Annotated in this window: 15 protein-coding genes and 1 pseudogene; 10 read left to right on the top strand and 6 right to left on the bottom strand. The window is 40.9% G+C overall.

What is annotated here, in order from left to right; genetic code table 11:
- The first annotated feature begins 54 nt into the window (after positions 1-54).
- From ACERC7_RS05820 to ACERC7_RS05795, 6 genes and pseudogenes are all read left to right on the top strand, one after another.
- Positions 55-1,932 carry a glucose PTS transporter subunit IIA gene (locus ACERC7_RS05820; RefSeq protein WP_373666393.1) on the top strand — a complete coding sequence of 626 codons (1,878 nt, stop codon included), beginning with the start codon at positions 55-57 and terminating at the stop codon, positions 1,930-1,932.
- A 178-nt stretch (positions 1,933-2,110) separates the two neighbouring features.
- Entirely contained in the window at positions 2,111-3,001 is an 891-nt protein-coding gene (scrK, locus tag ACERC7_RS05815; protein WP_373666392.1) for a fructokinase ScrK, read from the top strand.
- A 194-nt stretch (positions 3,002-3,195) separates the two neighbouring features.
- Positions 3,196-4,152, top strand: a complete 957-nt coding sequence (gene manA / locus ACERC7_RS05810) for a mannose-6-phosphate isomerase, class I (protein WP_373666391.1) — start codon at positions 3,196-3,198, stop codon at positions 4,150-4,152.
- 2 nt (positions 4,153-4,154) lie between these two features.
- Positions 4,155-4,748 (top strand): DUF1361 domain-containing protein, encoded by a 594-nt coding sequence (locus tag ACERC7_RS05805; RefSeq protein WP_373657987.1) that lies wholly within the window; start codon positions 4,155-4,157, stop codon positions 4,746-4,748.
- Between the two features lie 113 nt (positions 4,749-4,861).
- Positions 4,862-6,322, top strand: coding sequence for an NCS2 family permease (locus ACERC7_RS05800; RefSeq protein WP_373660115.1), 1,461 nt, complete (start codon positions 4,862-4,864; stop codon positions 6,320-6,322).
- Between the two features lie 360 nt (positions 6,323-6,682).
- Positions 6,683-6,754 (top strand): annotated as a pseudogene (locus tag ACERC7_RS05795) (IS3 family transposase); the annotation flags it as partial.
- A 92-nt stretch (positions 6,755-6,846) separates the two neighbouring features.
- Here the strand turns inward: ACERC7_RS05795 and ACERC7_RS05790 are convergent.
- The 6 genes from ACERC7_RS05790 to ACERC7_RS05765 form a co-directional block, all read right to left on the bottom strand.
- Positions 6,847-8,505 (bottom strand): DAK2 domain-containing protein, encoded by a 1,659-nt coding sequence (locus ACERC7_RS05790; RefSeq protein WP_373666390.1) that lies wholly within the window; start codon positions 8,503-8,505, stop codon positions 6,847-6,849.
- Positions 8,506-8,871, bottom strand: a complete 366-nt coding sequence (locus ACERC7_RS05785; RefSeq protein ID WP_018368174.1) for an Asp23/Gls24 family envelope stress response protein — start codon at positions 8,869-8,871, stop codon at positions 8,506-8,508.
- A 421-nt stretch (positions 8,872-9,292) separates the two neighbouring features.
- Complete coding sequence (locus ACERC7_RS05780) at positions 9,293-10,471, bottom strand: glycosyltransferase family 4 protein (protein WP_373657982.1); 1,179 nt, start codon at positions 10,469-10,471, stop codon at positions 9,293-9,295.
- Positions 10,472-10,478: 7 nt separating this feature from the next.
- Entirely contained in the window at positions 10,479-11,192 is a 714-nt protein-coding gene (locus ACERC7_RS05775) for an adaptor protein MecA (protein WP_373657981.1), read from the bottom strand.
- Positions 11,193-11,747: 555 nt separating this feature from the next.
- On the bottom strand, positions 11,748-11,885 hold the full coding sequence (rpmH, locus tag ACERC7_RS05770) for a 50S ribosomal protein L34 (RefSeq protein ID WP_018368178.1): 138 nt from the start codon (positions 11,883-11,885) through the stop codon (positions 11,748-11,750).
- A gap of 789 nt (positions 11,886-12,674) precedes the next feature.
- Positions 12,675-13,316, bottom strand: coding sequence for a hypothetical protein (locus ACERC7_RS05765; RefSeq protein WP_373657980.1), 642 nt, complete (start codon positions 13,314-13,316; stop codon positions 12,675-12,677).
- A gap of 170 nt (positions 13,317-13,486) precedes the next feature.
- Between ACERC7_RS05765 and ACERC7_RS05760 the strand changes: the two genes are divergently transcribed.
- The 4 genes from ACERC7_RS05760 (at position 13,487) to ACERC7_RS05745 (ending at position 15,442) form a co-directional block, all read left to right on the top strand.
- Positions 13,487-13,900 carry a hypothetical protein gene (locus tag ACERC7_RS05760; RefSeq protein ID WP_105209103.1) on the top strand — a complete coding sequence of 138 codons (414 nt, stop codon included), beginning with the start codon at positions 13,487-13,489 and terminating at the stop codon, positions 13,898-13,900.
- 195 nt (positions 13,901-14,095) lie between these two features.
- Complete coding sequence (locus tag ACERC7_RS05755) at positions 14,096-14,338, top strand: hypothetical protein (RefSeq protein ID WP_373666389.1); 243 nt, start codon at positions 14,096-14,098, stop codon at positions 14,336-14,338.
- A gap of 33 nt (positions 14,339-14,371) precedes the next feature.
- Positions 14,372-14,959 (top strand): hypothetical protein, encoded by a 588-nt coding sequence (locus ACERC7_RS05750; protein WP_373666388.1) that lies wholly within the window; start codon positions 14,372-14,374, stop codon positions 14,957-14,959.
- A gap of 12 nt (positions 14,960-14,971) precedes the next feature.
- Positions 14,972-15,442 carry a hypothetical protein gene (locus ACERC7_RS05745; protein ID WP_373657977.1) on the top strand — a complete coding sequence of 157 codons (471 nt, stop codon included), beginning with the start codon at positions 14,972-14,974 and terminating at the stop codon, positions 15,440-15,442.
- The last annotated feature ends 292 nt before the right edge of the window (positions 15,443-15,734 follow it).

The following is a 15,734-nucleotide window of genomic DNA, read 5'->3' as shown; positions in this document are numbered from 1 at the left end:
AACGAAAACCAAAAACGTTTTCAGAACGAAAAAATTTTAAGGAGACATCTTGCAATGGATAACAAACAAATTGCAAAAGAAGTGATCGAGGCTCTGGGTGGTCGCGAGAACATCAAGAGCGTTGCCCACTGTGCAACTCGTCTGCGTGTCATGGTCGTTGATGAAGCGAAAATTGACAAAGAAAAAGCAGAAAACATCGACAAGGTTAAAGGCGCTTTCTTTAACTCAGATCAGTACCAGCTGATTTTCGGTACAGGTACTGTTAACAAAATTTACGATGAAGTCGTTGGCCTTGGCTTGCCAACCGCAACAACTGGTGAGCAAAAAGCGGAAGCTGCTGCGCAAGGCAACTGGTTCCAACGTGCTATCCGTACCTTTGGTGACGTCTTTGTCCCAATCATTCCAGCTATCGTAGCGACTGGTTTGTTCATGGGTCTGCGTGGACTCTTGGCTGCCTTGAACATGCCACTTGAAGGCGATCTCTTGGTTTACTCACAAATCTTAACAGACACGGCCTTCATCATCTTGCCAGCTCTCGTTGTTTGGTCAACTTTCCGTGTATTTGGTGGAAACCAAACCATCGGTCTCGTTCTTGGTTCAATGTTGATTGCTGGTCAACTCCCTAACGCTTGGGCGGTTGCTTCAGGCGGTGATGTGGAAGCCATGAAATTCTTCGGCTTCATCCCAGTTGTTGGTTTGCAAGGTTCTGTTTTGCCAGCCTTCGTGATTGGTGTGGTCGGTGCTAAGTTTGAAAAAGCTGTCCGCAAGGTTGTCCCAGAAGCCCTTGACCTCTTGGTAACGCCATTCATCACCCTTCTTGTGATGTCTATCCTGGGCTTGTTTGTCATCGGTCCAGTCTTCCACGTGGTAGAAGAATACATCTTGGCTGCGACTAAGGCTCTGCTTGCTTTGCCATTTGGTCTTGGCGGTCTGATTATCGGTGGTACGCAACAAATCATCGTGGTCTCAGGTGTACACCACATCTTCAACTTGCTTGAAATCCAACTCTTGGCTGACTCTGGCCTCAACCCATTCAACGCTATCATCACAGCAGCTATGACGGCTCAAGGTGCGGCAACTGTTGCGGTTGGTGTGAAAACAAAAGACGCGAAACTGAAAGCTCTTGCTTTCCCAGCAGCTCTTGCAGCCTTCTTGGGTATTACTGAGCCTGCTATCTTCGGTGTTAACTTGCGTTACCGTAAACCATTCTTCTTGTCACTCGGTGCAGGTGCGCTAGGTGGTATGTTGGCTTCTATCCTTGGTTTGGCTGGTACAGGTTCAGGTGTCACCATCATCCCTGGTACTACCCTCTACCTGGGTAATGGTCAGTTGTTCCAATACCTCCTTATGGTAGCTGTTTCATTTGCACTTGGATTTGCCTTCACTTACTTCTTTGGTTTTGAAGATGAGGCTGCTGTAAAAAAGCCTAGTCCTTCAGTTGCACCAGTACAAGCACCCGCAGCTGAAGTGACCTCTAAAGATGAGGTGCTTGTTAGCCCACTTGCTGGGCAAGCGGTAACTCTTGCAACTGTTAATGACCCAGTCTTTTCTAGCGGTGCTATGGGGCAAGGAATTGCCATCAAACCTAGTGCTAATACCGTTTACGCTCCAGCTGATGGAACGGTTTCTGTGGCCTTTGAAACTGGGCATGCCTACGGTATCCAGTCTGACAAGGGTGCTGATATCCTGATTCACATCGGTATCGATACCGTGTCAATGGCTGGTGATGGTTTTGAGCCTAAGGTTAAAGCAGGTCAAACCATTAAGGCTGGTGATGTCATCGCTACCTTTGATTCTGCGAAAATTGCAGCGGCAGGTCTTGATGACACAACCATGATTATCATCACAAACACAGATGCCTATGCCCAAGTGACCCCACTTGCAGACGGTACAGTGACTGTTGGTCAAGACTTGATTGCCTTGAGCAACTAATATTCCCAAGGCTAGGCATTGTCCTAGCCTTGCTTGTTAGACTAGAGACTGTTTTAGAACAAGTAAACAGCACCGTCAACGCTCTGATAGTCAGATCAGAGATGGCGCCAATACTTGTCCTAAAGTGAGCGTCTCTGTTCTGACAAGAACATATTCTTCAGAGATAGAAAGGAAGACGATGACAACAAAACTTTACGGTAGTCTGGAAGCTGGTGGCACCAAGTTTATCTGTGCTGTCGGCAACAGCGATTTTGACGTGGTGGCTAAAACCCAGTTCCCAACGACCACTCCTGATGAGACCATTGCCCAAGTGATTGCCTTTTTTGAACAATTTGAGGCATTAGAGGCTATTGCGGTGGGGTCTTTTGGTCCTATTGATATTGATGAAAACTCACCGACCTACGGTTACGTGACAACAACTCCAAAATCACATTGGTCTAATGCCGATATGATTGGTCCTATGAAAAAGGCTCTTAATGTACCGATTTACTTTACGACGGATGTTAACTCGTCTGCTTATGGCGAAGTTATTTCCCGCGATGGCGTCGAAAACTTGGTCTACTACACGATCGGCACAGGCATTGGCGCTGGGGCTTACATGAATGGACAGTTCATCGGTGGTATTGGGCATACCGAGATGGGACACACCTATATGGCTATCCATCCAGAGGAAGGCGAATTTGAAGGGATTTGCCCATTTCACAAAAACTGCCTCGAAGGGTTGGCAGCCGGTCCATCTCTTGAGGCCAGAACCGGTAGCCGTGGGGAACACATCCCACTAGATAGTGATGTTTGGGATAAACAAGCCTATTACATTGCCCAAGCTGCCATTCAGGCAACCATGATGTTCCGCCCAGAGGTTATCGTCTTCGGTGGTAGCGTCATGGCTCAAGACCACATGCTCAAACGCGTGCGGGATTACTTTAGCCAGCTCCTCAACGGCTACCTGCCAGTACCTGCGGTTGAGGATTATATCGTGACCCCGATTGTGCCAGAAAACGGCTCTGCAATCATCGGAAACTTCGCCTTGGCGATGAACATTGCTCCCGAAGCCGAGGGCGCCATCTAAGATCCAAAAACAGATTCGATCTATGGTCGGTCTGTTTTTCTTTTGGAAGATTGCAGAGCGACCTAATGAGTAGACAAGTCTAATTTAGAGTAACATCTGGTACCGGGTCGTCGCTCTGCTATTGCCCAAAAGGGTCAGACTTTCCAAATGCCTCAAAATATGCTACAATCAAGAAAATCATTCAAGGAGTTATTATGCCACAACCATTATTTTTTAAGTCCGTCTTGCAGGAAAAAATCTGGGGTGGTCATCGCTTACGCGATGTATTTGGCTATACCTTGCCAAATGATAAGATTGGCGAATATTGGGCAATTTCCGCTCATCCCAATGGTGTATCAGTTGTCTCAAACGGTGCCTTAGCTGGACAAGCGCTGGACACCCTTTATGCCGAGCGCCCCGATCTTTTTGGTTACCCAAAAAGCCCAGTCTTTCCCCTCTTAACTAAAATTTTAGATGCCAATGACTGGTTAAGTGTTCAGGTTCATCCTAACGATGCCTATGGTCTGGCACATGAAGGTGAGCTTGGCAAAACAGAGTGCTGGTATGTGATCGCAGCAGACGAAGGTGCAGAGATTATCTACGGACATGAAGCGACCAGCTGTGAGGAATTAGCTGAACGTATCGAGGCAGGCGATTGGGATAAGCTGCTGACACATGTCCCTGTCAAAGCTGGAGATTTTTTTGATGTGCCAGCAGGAACCATTCATGCGATTGGGAAAGGGATTATGATTCTGGAGACCCAGCAGTCAAGCGATACCACCTATCGGGTCTACGATTTCGACCGACGTGATGATGCAGGTCATTTACGCGAACTTCACTTGTCCAAGTCGATTGACGTGGCAACGATTGGAAAGCCCCTCAACACGACACCAGCTCGCTTGGAGCTTGAGCACCTCACGACAACGGTTTTTGTCAGCAACAGCTTTTTTACCGTTTACAAGTGGGACATTACAGGTGAAGTCAAGATGACTCAAACAGCGCCTTACCTCCTTATCAGTGTTTTAGACGGTGATGGTCAGTTAAAAATTGAGGACACGATTTATCAACTGACAAAAGGAGACCATTTCATTTTGCCAAATGATGTGACGGCTTGGGCATTTGACGGAGATATGACACTGATCGCCAGCCATGTCAATGAGAAAGAGGACTAAAAATGCTTCGAAAATTAGTTGTGATTCATCTCTGCTTTCTGGCTTTGGCAGCAAGTATGCTCTACATTAACTTTACAGGTCCCAACCTGACGTGGAACATGGGCTTGTCACTCATCGCTCTGAACTGTTCGGCAGTTGCTACCAGTACAAGCAAGTGGTATGTTCGCCTGCCCTTTCTGCTCGCTTGGTTCTTCTTCTTTCCAAATACCTTTTATATGCTGACGGATATTGTTCACATGCACTTTACCTCAACCGTGCTTTGGGAGCGCTCTAGCATGATTCTCTTTATGCTCTATGTGCCTAGTATCTTGCTGGGAGTCTTCTCAGGGGTACTAAGCGTACGCTATGCCTTTGAGAGCTTAAAAATTCGACAACCTTATCTGAGGTGGGGTTTGATTGTCATTTTGTCTAGTGTGTCCAGCTTTGCCATTCATATCGGACGTTACGCTAGGCTCAATTCTTGGGATATTTTGACCCGTCCAAAGCTGGTCATCGATGAAATGCTAGCAGTTGTCAGCCGTGAAGCTCTGCCATTTATCATCGGATTTACCTTTATCCAAATTATGGTGCTAATTTTCATGGAAGACGACAGGTAAAAAGCGAACGATACACAAAAAATAACAAAAAAACCTTGAAAAAGGTTTTTTCTTGCGTTATAATAAAAACTCCCTTTTAGGAAAATATACGATTTTAAGGAGTTCTGTTGAACATGGATAAGTTTTTCAAGCTCAAAGAGCATGGAACGAATACAACAACTGAAATCATGGCAGGGATTACAACATTTTTTGCTATGTCTTATATTTTGTTCGTCAACCCTAGTGTCTTGAGTGCCGCTGGTATGCCATCTCAAGCGGTCTTTTTGGCGACAATTATTGCCTCTGCGGTATCTACCTTGATTATGGGACTCTTTGCCAATGTGCCTTACGCTTTGGCTCCAGGGATGGGTCTAAACGCCTTTTTCACCTATACGGTCGTCTTTGGGCTTGGTTTTACCTGGCAAGAAGCCTTGGCAATGGTCTTTATTTGTGGCTTGTTTAATGTTTTTATCACAGTAACAAAGGTTCGTAAGAGTATCATTAAATCAATTCCGCTAGGTCTTCAACATGCCATCGGCGGTGGTATCGGTGTCTTTATCGCCTATCTTGGATTCAAAAACGCTAATCTGATTACTTTCTTGACCTCAGGGAGCGATATTATCACGGTTAATGGCGTTGCACCTGCTGAAGCAACTGCCGCAACCTTTGAAAATGGTGTCTATTCAGTTCTAGCTGGTGGAGGGGTTGTGCCTTCTATTACGACTTTCACTGAACCCAGTGTTTTATTGGCAGTCTTCGGTTTGATGCTGACAGCTATCCTTGTCGTCAAAAATGTCCGCGGAGCGATTTTAATCGGTATCGTGGCAACTACCCTCTTGGGTATTCCTTTTGGTGTCGTTGATTTTTCAGCCATCAATCTAGCGGAAAATAGCCTTGCGGATGCTTTTGCTGAACTTGGCACAACAACCTTTGCAGCCTTTGACGGTATGGGCTCACTCTTCAGTGACCCAGCTAAGCTCCCAACGGTTCTCATGACGATTTTTGCCTTTAGTCTGTCAGATACCTTTGACACCTTGGGAACCTTTATCGGAACTGGTCGCAAGACAGGTATCTTCTCTGAAGAGGATGAACGTGCCCTTGAAACCAGTTCGGGGTTCAACTCTAAGATGGATAAAGCCCTCTTTGCAGATGCCATCGGAACCTCTATCGGTGCGATTTTCGGCACATCAAACACAACAACTTATGTCGAGTCTGCTGCAGGTATTGCGGCTGGTGGTCGAACAGGCTTGACAGCGGTGATGACAGCTGCTTTGTTTGTTCTATCAACTTTACTGGCTCCTGTTGCAGGTCTTGTCCCAGCTGCAGCAACCGCACCTGCCTTGATCATCGTTGGGGTCATGATGGTGTCGTCCTTCCTTGATGTCGAATGGAATAACTTTGAGGAAGCTCTTCCAGCCTTCTTTGCAGCTGTTTTCATGGCCATGAGTTTCAGCATTTCTTATGGGATTGCAGCAGCCTTTATCCTTCACTGCCTAGTCAAGATTGTCACCGGCAAAGCCAAAGATGTTCACCCAATCCTGTGGGGTGCAACTACCCTCTTTATCCTGAACTTTATCATCTTGACCAAGTTGTAAGTGACTCTTCCACACAGTTAATTAGAGATACGAAAAAGCCCAAATCGGGCTTTTTTCATCTCTTAAGCCTAACATCTGAGAAATAAAACGCCAGATTTCTTTTACACTCAGTTTATAGAAGACTCTCTTTACTCACGCCTATCATTTGTCAGTATTTTCTCATTCAGAACCGACTGTGCCAATCCTAGTCCCACTCCAGAAATTAAGTCTTTAATTAAGAGTTCACATTAACCAACATCACTTATCCTTTATCGAGACACTACTATAAAATCTTCGAGAAACTGGTGAACTGACGTCTTAAACTAATCTGTAAATCCGTTTTCCATCTCCGTTTGTGTACAACTGAATAAGCCATTACAAAACAATAAACGCATTAAGACAAAACTAAAAGGACTTAGTCCTGTGCAATACAGAACCAAATCCTTTCAATAATATTTCTTGTCCAACTTTTGGAGTGAAGTTCACGTTCGTCCCAACCTCGCTTTGTAGTTCTATAATCTTCCAAACAAGATTGGAGCTTTGAGCTATTCAACACTGAACAAGTACGGATAAACAGGTTGGTCTCCCTGATGGATCTCAACTTCTATATCCTCATACTTTTCTTCCAGATAAGTTGCCAAATCTTCTGCCACCTCTTGGTCGCCTTCTTCACCGATGTAGATCATTGCAATTTCGCTATCCTCATCAATCATCTGATCAAAGGTCGCACGCAGTGCTTCTTCCATGTCTGGTGTGGATACCAGAATCTTACCATCAACCATACCCAGAATATCATTTTCATGAATATCCAAGCCATCAATTGTTGTATCGCGTACTGCCAAAGTGACGCTACCGCTAGTCACAGTTGATAAGCTATCCGTCATTGCAGCCTGATTTGTTTCCAAGCTAGCTTCTGGGTTAAAGGCCAACAGACTGGTGAAGCCTTGTGAAACAGTTCGAGTTTCAACAACAACTGCTGGGATGTCAACAACATCTGCCGCTGATTGGGCGGCCATAAAAATATTTTTGTTGTTTGGTAGGATAATCACCTGTTTTGCGTTGACTGCTTCTATAGCTTTGACAATATCCTCTGTCGATGGGTTCATGGTTTGACCACCTGAGATAATATAGTCTACACCTTGTGAAGTGAAAATATCTGCCAAACCCTGACCTGCAACTACTGCGATAATACCATAGTCTTTCTTCGGTGCAGCTGGAGCGGTTGACTTTTGTAATTCAGCAGAATGCTGCTCACGCATGTTGTCAACTTTAACTTTAACCAACATACCGTATTTGAGACCTTCTTGCATAACGAGACCTGGGTCTTCTGTGTGCACATGAACTTTGACAATTTCATCATCATTGATAACAAGAAGCGAATCGCCCAGTGTGCTCAAGTAGCCCTGAAACTCCTCGTAGTTAAACTCTTTAACGTAAGTCGGTCCTTGTCCCAGAGCGACCATAATCTCTGTACAGTAACCAAAGGTGATGTCCTCAGTTGCAACGTGACCAGCTACAGATTTATGATGCTCGGCATTGATCATGCTTCCCATATTAGCTGGGGTCGGTTTGAAGTCCTCTGAGGCGACATAGTCACCTGTAAGAGCAGCTAGGAAACCTTCATAGATGTAAACGAGACCTTGACCGCCTGAGTCAACGACGCCAACTTCTTTGAGCACTGGCAAGAGGTCTGGTGTTTTAGCTAGAGCACGCTTAGCACCTTCAACGGTTGCACGCATCACTTCGACAGCATCATCTGTTTGCTCTGCTTTCTTTAGAGCCGCTGTAGCAGCACCTCTTGAAACCGTTAAAATCGTTCCCTCAACAGGCTTCATCACAGCCTTATAAGCAACCTCAACACCATTCTGAAAGGCGTGTGCCAAATCCTTACCATCAAGCTCGGTCTTATCTTTGATTGATTGTGCAAAGCCACGGAAAAGCTGGGAGGTAATCACCCCAGAGTTTCCACGTGCGCCCATGAGGAGGCCCTTGGATAAAATTTGTCCAACTTGTCCAACCGTTGAGGCTGGTTTGTCTGCAACTTCTTTAGCACCATTATCCATGGTCATTCCCATGTTTGTCCCTGTGTCACCATCTGGAACTGGAAAGACGTTTAAGGAGTTGACATACTCCACCTGGTTACCCAAGCGAGTACTAGCTGCTTGCACCATATCTTGCAATACACTTGTTGTAATCTTAGTCACTTAGTTATCTCCTGCTACCTTAATGTTTTGAACATAGATGTTAACAGCGTTGACCTTAATGCCCAGCTGATTTTCCAACGCAAATTGCACCCGTTCCTGAATGTTTTTTGCTACCTCGCTGATTTTAACGCCATAGCTAAGAACGGTATAGACATCTACACTTATGCCTTCTTCAATGGATTTTACCACAACACCTTTGGCGTAATTTTCACGGCGCAAAAGTGCTTGTACATTATCCTTCAGAGCAGCACGACTAGCCATGCCAACCACCCCAAAAATCTCTGTGGTTGCTCCGCCAACAACCGTCGCAATCACATCATCTGACAGTTCAATTTGACCGTCTTTGGTATTGATTTTTACAGTCATCACCATTACCTTTTTCTATCATATTTTGCTATAAGCAAGTCGCATACTCATCTAAACGAAGTGACTCAACATTTTTTAGAAGAAATCACATCATTTTTAACAAGTAGCCAGCGAAACATCCAGCACTGCTAAATGTTCCTATCATCTCATTATAGCACAAGATGACTAAAATCACCAACCATAACTTTTTGATAGGCTAAGGTATCATTCGTAGTATCCTTGTTTTTTTTATACTCATACCAGAGGCGATAATGTTGGTTTTCCGTCAATAGAATAAATCCGTTTATCTTCTGGCACTTAATGCCAATAAAAAATCAACCATAAAGCCCTCACTAGGATTACACACCTAATGAGGGCTGGGCTTAGTTTTCGTATCTGCTGAGTGATGGCAACCCCAGCCTGGGTGTTTGTTCTAGCATCTCTATGGTTTCTTATTTTGACGTTGGCGTTTTTGATGTTTCCTCATGGCTAGCTGTTCTTGTCTAAAATCACTATTGCCGATAAAACGTAACGTTGTCATCAAAGGGGTGCGGTTTTGCCCTAAGATTCGTAAGTTCTCAACCAGCAACTCAACCCCTAATAAGACGCCAAACATGAGTAAAATCCCGCCAAATCGGCTGGAAACATTCAACAAGAGGGAGGCTATTGAAAACAGGAGGGTCAGTCCATAGACGACTAAGACTGCTCCACGATGGGTAAAGCCAAGCACTAACAAACGGTGATGTAGATGCATGCGGTCTGGCTCATAGAATTTTTTGCCCGACAACTGACGGCGAATAATCGCCAGCGCTGTATCAATAATCGGCACACCTAAAATCAAAACCGGTGACACGACAGCAACTGCTGTTGCATTCTTCAACCCCTGCAAGGACAGTACAGCAATCATGAAGCCGATAAACAGGGCACCTGTATCACCCAGATAAATGATGGCCGGGTGATAGTTGTAAGGAAAGAAACCAATAATGGCTGCAATCAGAATAAAGATGGTTAGGGTAAGGTACAAATCACTCTCAAAGAGGAAAAAGTTTGAGACCAAACCGAGCGTCGTTAAGGTAATCATTGACACCCCAGACACTAAGCCATCTAGACCATCTAAAAAGTTGATTGCATTTGTAATGCCAACAATCCAAAAAATGGTTAAAATGAAGGTCAGCCACGGCTCAAACTGCAATAGAGGACCACCAAAAGGAATTTTGAAGCTGTCAAAGCGAAAATCAGTTAAGTGATAAACCAGAATCGCAGCCACAACAATTCCTAACATTTTGTAAATCGCCTTAATTTCATAAATATCATCTATAAAACCTGTTATACCGATAACAAGACCGCCCAAGACAACAGGAAAAATGTAGTCAACATAGGAGGCAAAGCCCTCTTTGATGGGCAAAACCAAGGGCATCAAGAGCAGCGTTGACACCACAAAGGCAAAAATAATGGCTAATCCACCACTGCTTGGCATGGGTTTTTTATTGATACGTCTCGCATTAGGCTGATCAGTTGCACCTACACGCAGGGCTAGGAAACGGACGAGCGGCGTAGCGATTAAGGATAGGAGCAAGGTAGCGATAAGAACGAGGACATATTCTATAGAAAATGATACCATATGATTCTTAGCCCCTTATACTTGCTAACTCTGCGAGGACGTCGCCTTCCCTAAGCGATATTGCGTGCTCCCTCAAGTAAGCTCTAGTCTCAGAGGCTTCAGTCGCATGTTCTAACAATCTCGCATAAATCTGGTGTGGATAAGCTTCTGGCCGGTTTTTGACGTAAATCAATACCGTCAGGCGATACGTGCCTTGAAATTTATATAATTCAGCCGCTTCAACAGGATAGTCAACCATTTTCGCAAATGCGATAACATCTGACAGCTGTTCAAATGACAAGACATAGTGCGTAAAATCTGAAATAATTCCCAGCTCGTCAGCCTCTTCCATGTCTTGTTCCTCAGCTTGAGCTAATCGCTGCAGGGCTTCCGAGTCTCCATTTTCGGAAACTTTTTGCTCGATTTTCTTGAAAATTTCTTCAGGTGTCAGATGAGCTAAATCTTCAAAATTAGACAAATCGGCCATCGAGAAATCTGTCGCAACTTCAGACATGGTGACAAAAATATTCACCTTATCCGGCTTTGGTGTCACCCGAAAACTGAGCATGCCACTTTGCTTAAAGGCATCAGGCAAATCAACTTCTTCTAGCATGGCATAGAAAAATTCTTCCGTTCTTTCTTGCGGCATGATAAAATCAGTTAGTTCCAAGCCCCTATCTTCTAAATCTTTTATACTAATCGTAATTTTAAACGTTGTTTCACTGATTTGCTTTGCTTTCATTTTTCACCTCGCAATCACATCGTCCCTATAGTATACCATATTTTAAGCTAAAAGTCATTTTTAGGATGACAATGCTAAGTACGCATGCAATCCTGACCTCTTTTAGCTTTCTTTTTATTGCCAACATGGAGCTGAGCGGTCCGTTCGACAGTTAGCGTCGCTCATGCTGGTCACTAACAAGTCCATATTACCAAGCCTAGTCTCTTTTATAACTGTTCATCAGCGACTTAGCAATTAACTCTGAGATGAGACATCTTGCTGTTGTCTCATTCGCATGCCACATCATATCCCCGCTCGTCCAGTATTCAAGATGTCACCACCATTTTTATGATTGTCAATTTTAGGGTATTTTTCAAAGAAAAACCATTTAATGCTTAAAACTGCTGGCAGAGCTAGAGATAAAACTACCGGGCTAACATCGTTATCATCACTCGCATAAGCTGTCACTACATCGGATAAAAATAGCTAGTTACCTGAAGTTCACTTTATATTTTTTGACTTAAATTCTTCCATCAAAAAACCACCGAACTCGAGTTTTCGGTGGTTTCATCTGTCTTATGCTACCGCTAGAACTTTGCGGCCTTTGCGACGACGAGCTGCTAAGACACGACGTCCATTTTTAGTAGACATACGGTTACGGAAACCGTGTTTACGTGCACGACGGATTTTACTTGGTTGAAAAGTACGTTTCACGATGAATACCTCCTCTAGAATTTTCGTATTCGTTTAGCCGGCTATTGTGATATCAGTTACTAAACATACCTAAATAGTCTACCGTAAAAATCTATTCTTGTCAAGAGAAGTTCTCTATTTTTCACGCCATAAGCCTGAAAAATTTCTTGGGCTATTTTTGTTCCTTGATGTTTTCGAATACTCAGATTCGTTATGTGCTTATAGCATTTAATATTGTTTCCTAATCATTCTGCTAAATAATTATTTCAGAAATAAACACTGTTAATACACCCCCACAGGGGTGATTACAAAGCTGAGTCCTATTACAGTTGGAGAGATTGCCTGCCGATAACTATAAAATTAAATGGTGTGAATTTGGTGTGAAAAGTGGTGTGAACTTTGCTAAAAAAACATTAAAAAACGCCTGATGGTGTGAACCAAAAGGCGTTTGAAACGTTGATATATCGCTGATATTAACGTTTTGAGAATTGTGAAGCTTTACGAGCTTTCTTAAGACCTGGTTTGGCTAATCCAATATCTAAACTAGCTCATATTCCTTTATTTAAGCTATTTGGGGTCTAAATTTTCTTACAAACTTTTAATGAATTTCAAATAGTTTTATCTAAATAGGGCAATTTTACCATAAAATTAAGATAATACGAGTCAGGTATATCAATAATTTGCCCTATTTCCTAAACTGATATGAGTAAATTCAAATACCATCTCTACTCTCAAAAGTAAGGATGGTATTTTAAGTTTTTATTGCGTGACTCCCTTCACACTAAAAAAGGTAAAAGATAAGTTAGTGTATTATTTTGTATTTTTCGCTCCACCATTATGACTATTTGGTCGAACAAACTTAATATTCTTATTATCCTTTATAAACGGTATAGCCACATGATTACCTACAACTTTTTCCATTTGTATAGCAATATCATCATCTGTATTTTGATCAGAGATAATAGGAAGTATAATCATACGTTCATAAAACTTATTCAGGTTTAGAGATAGGATATTTAACAATTCTTTAGCTTTCATTTTGGGTGAAGATTCCAAAGTTTTTTCTATTATATACTCAAGGTATTCAATTGACACACCTTTTTCAAAATATATTTTATTTGCCCAGTCACCGTCTATACTAGATTTTCCAACTTCAATAATATCACCGAAAGAACTAATACCAATAAATACAAAATTAATATTAGAACCATTCGAAGATTCTAACCCAGTTATGTCAGAAAGCTCTTTATTCGTAAAAGCCGTCTTAATATTTCCTCTTATTCCGTTAGGTCCAGTTTTTTCTACCTCATCCCATGCTTCTTTATAAATTGTACAGGAAAAAATTTTATTTTTATCAATATATTCCAATGAATCACTTTCCTTTAAACGTTCAATCAATGCTTCTGAAGTTTTCGCAGAACTCCATATTTGTTGTAATTTATTATCAGACATATATTCTACCACCTTTTAATTATTTTATACTTTTTCCCAATCAGTATAGAAAAAAAACAGTTAGATTACAAGCACTTTTATGATATAATTATAGTAAAAATAATATCTACTTTCACTGTAAATATTAAAAGCCTAAAAATATCTTTTATTAAAACTTGAGAGGAGGAACTATGACTTCAATAACATTTTTAGATAAGCCAAATATCCTAGTTTTTAAAATCAAAGATGATAGCGTAGTAGCTTATAATACTCTTCTAGACTATTCAGAATCTGATTTTGTTTTTCCAGTTCTAGATAAATGGGTTGAGGGAGGTAATGATTTTGAATATATTTTTAGCAATGATGTTCTCGTGATTCCTGACCCTCGTTCTCTTCCAAATCATGAAGAATATAAAGCATACTTTAGTACAGATATGCTGTCAACTTCCACTAATGGTGAATGGTTCGCCTGTTTTGGAATCAGTCAAAAAAATGAAGGGGCAATAATTGCTGGAAATATTCAATTAGACCAGTTGCTTCATCTTAAAAAACATTTTACAATTAAGAATCATAAAAACCAATATCTCCAAATAAAATATCTATAAGATCTTGTTTAAGCACTTCATTCTAAATGAAATGCTATTTTTATATATTGAAAATTGCTTTTTTCATTACAACACATTATTTACTATAGAAAAAAGAAAAAAATTTTTTATTTTTTTAAAAAATAATTGAAATCTACTAAATTTGTGGTATAGTATATGTATAGTGGTGTTAACACATTTTTCAGGAGGATTCCTATGGAAAACAAAAAAATTATTAAATGGCTTAAGTACTGCGATAGTCAAAATATCAAACCGTGGTTATGGGATTTCAAGAATTGTTATTCTGATGATTTATCAACAAATAATCTTTGTAACATTCTAAAATACAAGTCTTATGAATTAAAAAAAACAACTGAATTTTGTGTTACAGGAAAAAGTGGTGAATATGCTGATTGCGATAAAGAAGCATTCTACTTATATCAAATGTTAGGTTGGTAAAATTCAGTAAAAGACATTATTAGAGGGGAAGCGATGAATTCCTTTATTACAACTTTTAACGAAGCTATAAAAGATAGTTCTGATTATGGCACTTTATCAAAAGTATTAGGAATAAAAGAAAAAGAACGCCATATTTCATATTCTACCCTCTATCAAAGTCAAAACTATCTAATGTTTGATAACATTCAAAATAATTTAGATGATTTCCAAAAGTTTGCAACCTTAACCCATACAATTGGAAATTTTACTGTCCTTCCCAGCTGGATGAACACAGGTCGATATTATTTTTCTAGGGACTATTGGGATATAACTTTACTGTCATTACAAGAATGGTTAAATATTTTGTCTCCTGACGCATGGACCAATTTTGTTGAAACATACTACTTACAACCTTACGTTAATACCGAATACAATGTAGAATTATTTTGGGAAGGTCACGATAAAAAAATCCTTCCAAAAAAAGAAAATTATCCAGTTTTTCTTAAAAAAGTCAATGAGCGGATCGAAGAACGTGGCAAGTATATGATTAAACAAATTTGTAATAAACTAAATAAAACAGATTTCAACTTCTATACAGATCTTGAAACAATGGATAGAATTAAATTCTCAAACGAACTTTAGAAAGGAAAATGTATGACTAGGGTATATAAGAGTGTCCGCCTTGCATACGAAGCAAAGGTATGGATAGATGAACTGATTCAAGAAAAAGAACGTAAAATTCAAGAACTAAATAAAGTGGATTTTCTAGAAAAACTTGAAAAAACACTTCTTACCAATCACTACAATGAATTGAATGGTCTTTCATTTAACATCATTCTGAAAGCCTCTATAGGAAGTGTCATAGAAGAATCCTATCGAAATACTAGACACTATCCAATTGACAAATGGCAAAAGCTACGCCAACAGATGGAAGCAGACGTAAAAAATGTTAATCCTAACTTAGAAACCACAGTTACCTCCCGTATTTATTTAGACGAGGATGTACTTGCTGGACTTGATGATTTTCGCTATAATCTGATGAAAGAAGACGGTGCTATTAGACTACCTCGGCTTAGCTATATTATCAAACTTGTTGTATATTCCTACTGGAAAGAACAACACTAATCTAAGCAGTTCAGCTGTTTAGATTTTTATCTCCCTAAAATGTATAGTTGTTGTACTACTTATATCGTTTCAAAAGAAAGAAATAACCTATGTTTAAATTAAAGCAAGTTGCTGACTTAACAAGAAATTACATTATTTCAAGTAACCGATTAAAAGTAACTCATTGGTCTGAATCGGTTACACTAAACTAGACAGAATTTATAAAGTGTTCTACACTAAAGAAAACAGGAGAACTCTATGTCTAGAAAAATCCGTCGTCAATTTAGTGATGACTTTAAGCAACAAATTGTTG

The organism is Streptococcus sp. E17BB, assembly GCF_041807725.1.
GTDB lineage: Bacteria > Bacillota > Bacilli > Lactobacillales > Streptococcaceae > Streptococcus > Streptococcus entericus.
The sequence above is the reverse complement of the archived record's forward strand: the minus strand, read 5'-3'. Positions and strand labels throughout refer to the sequence as shown.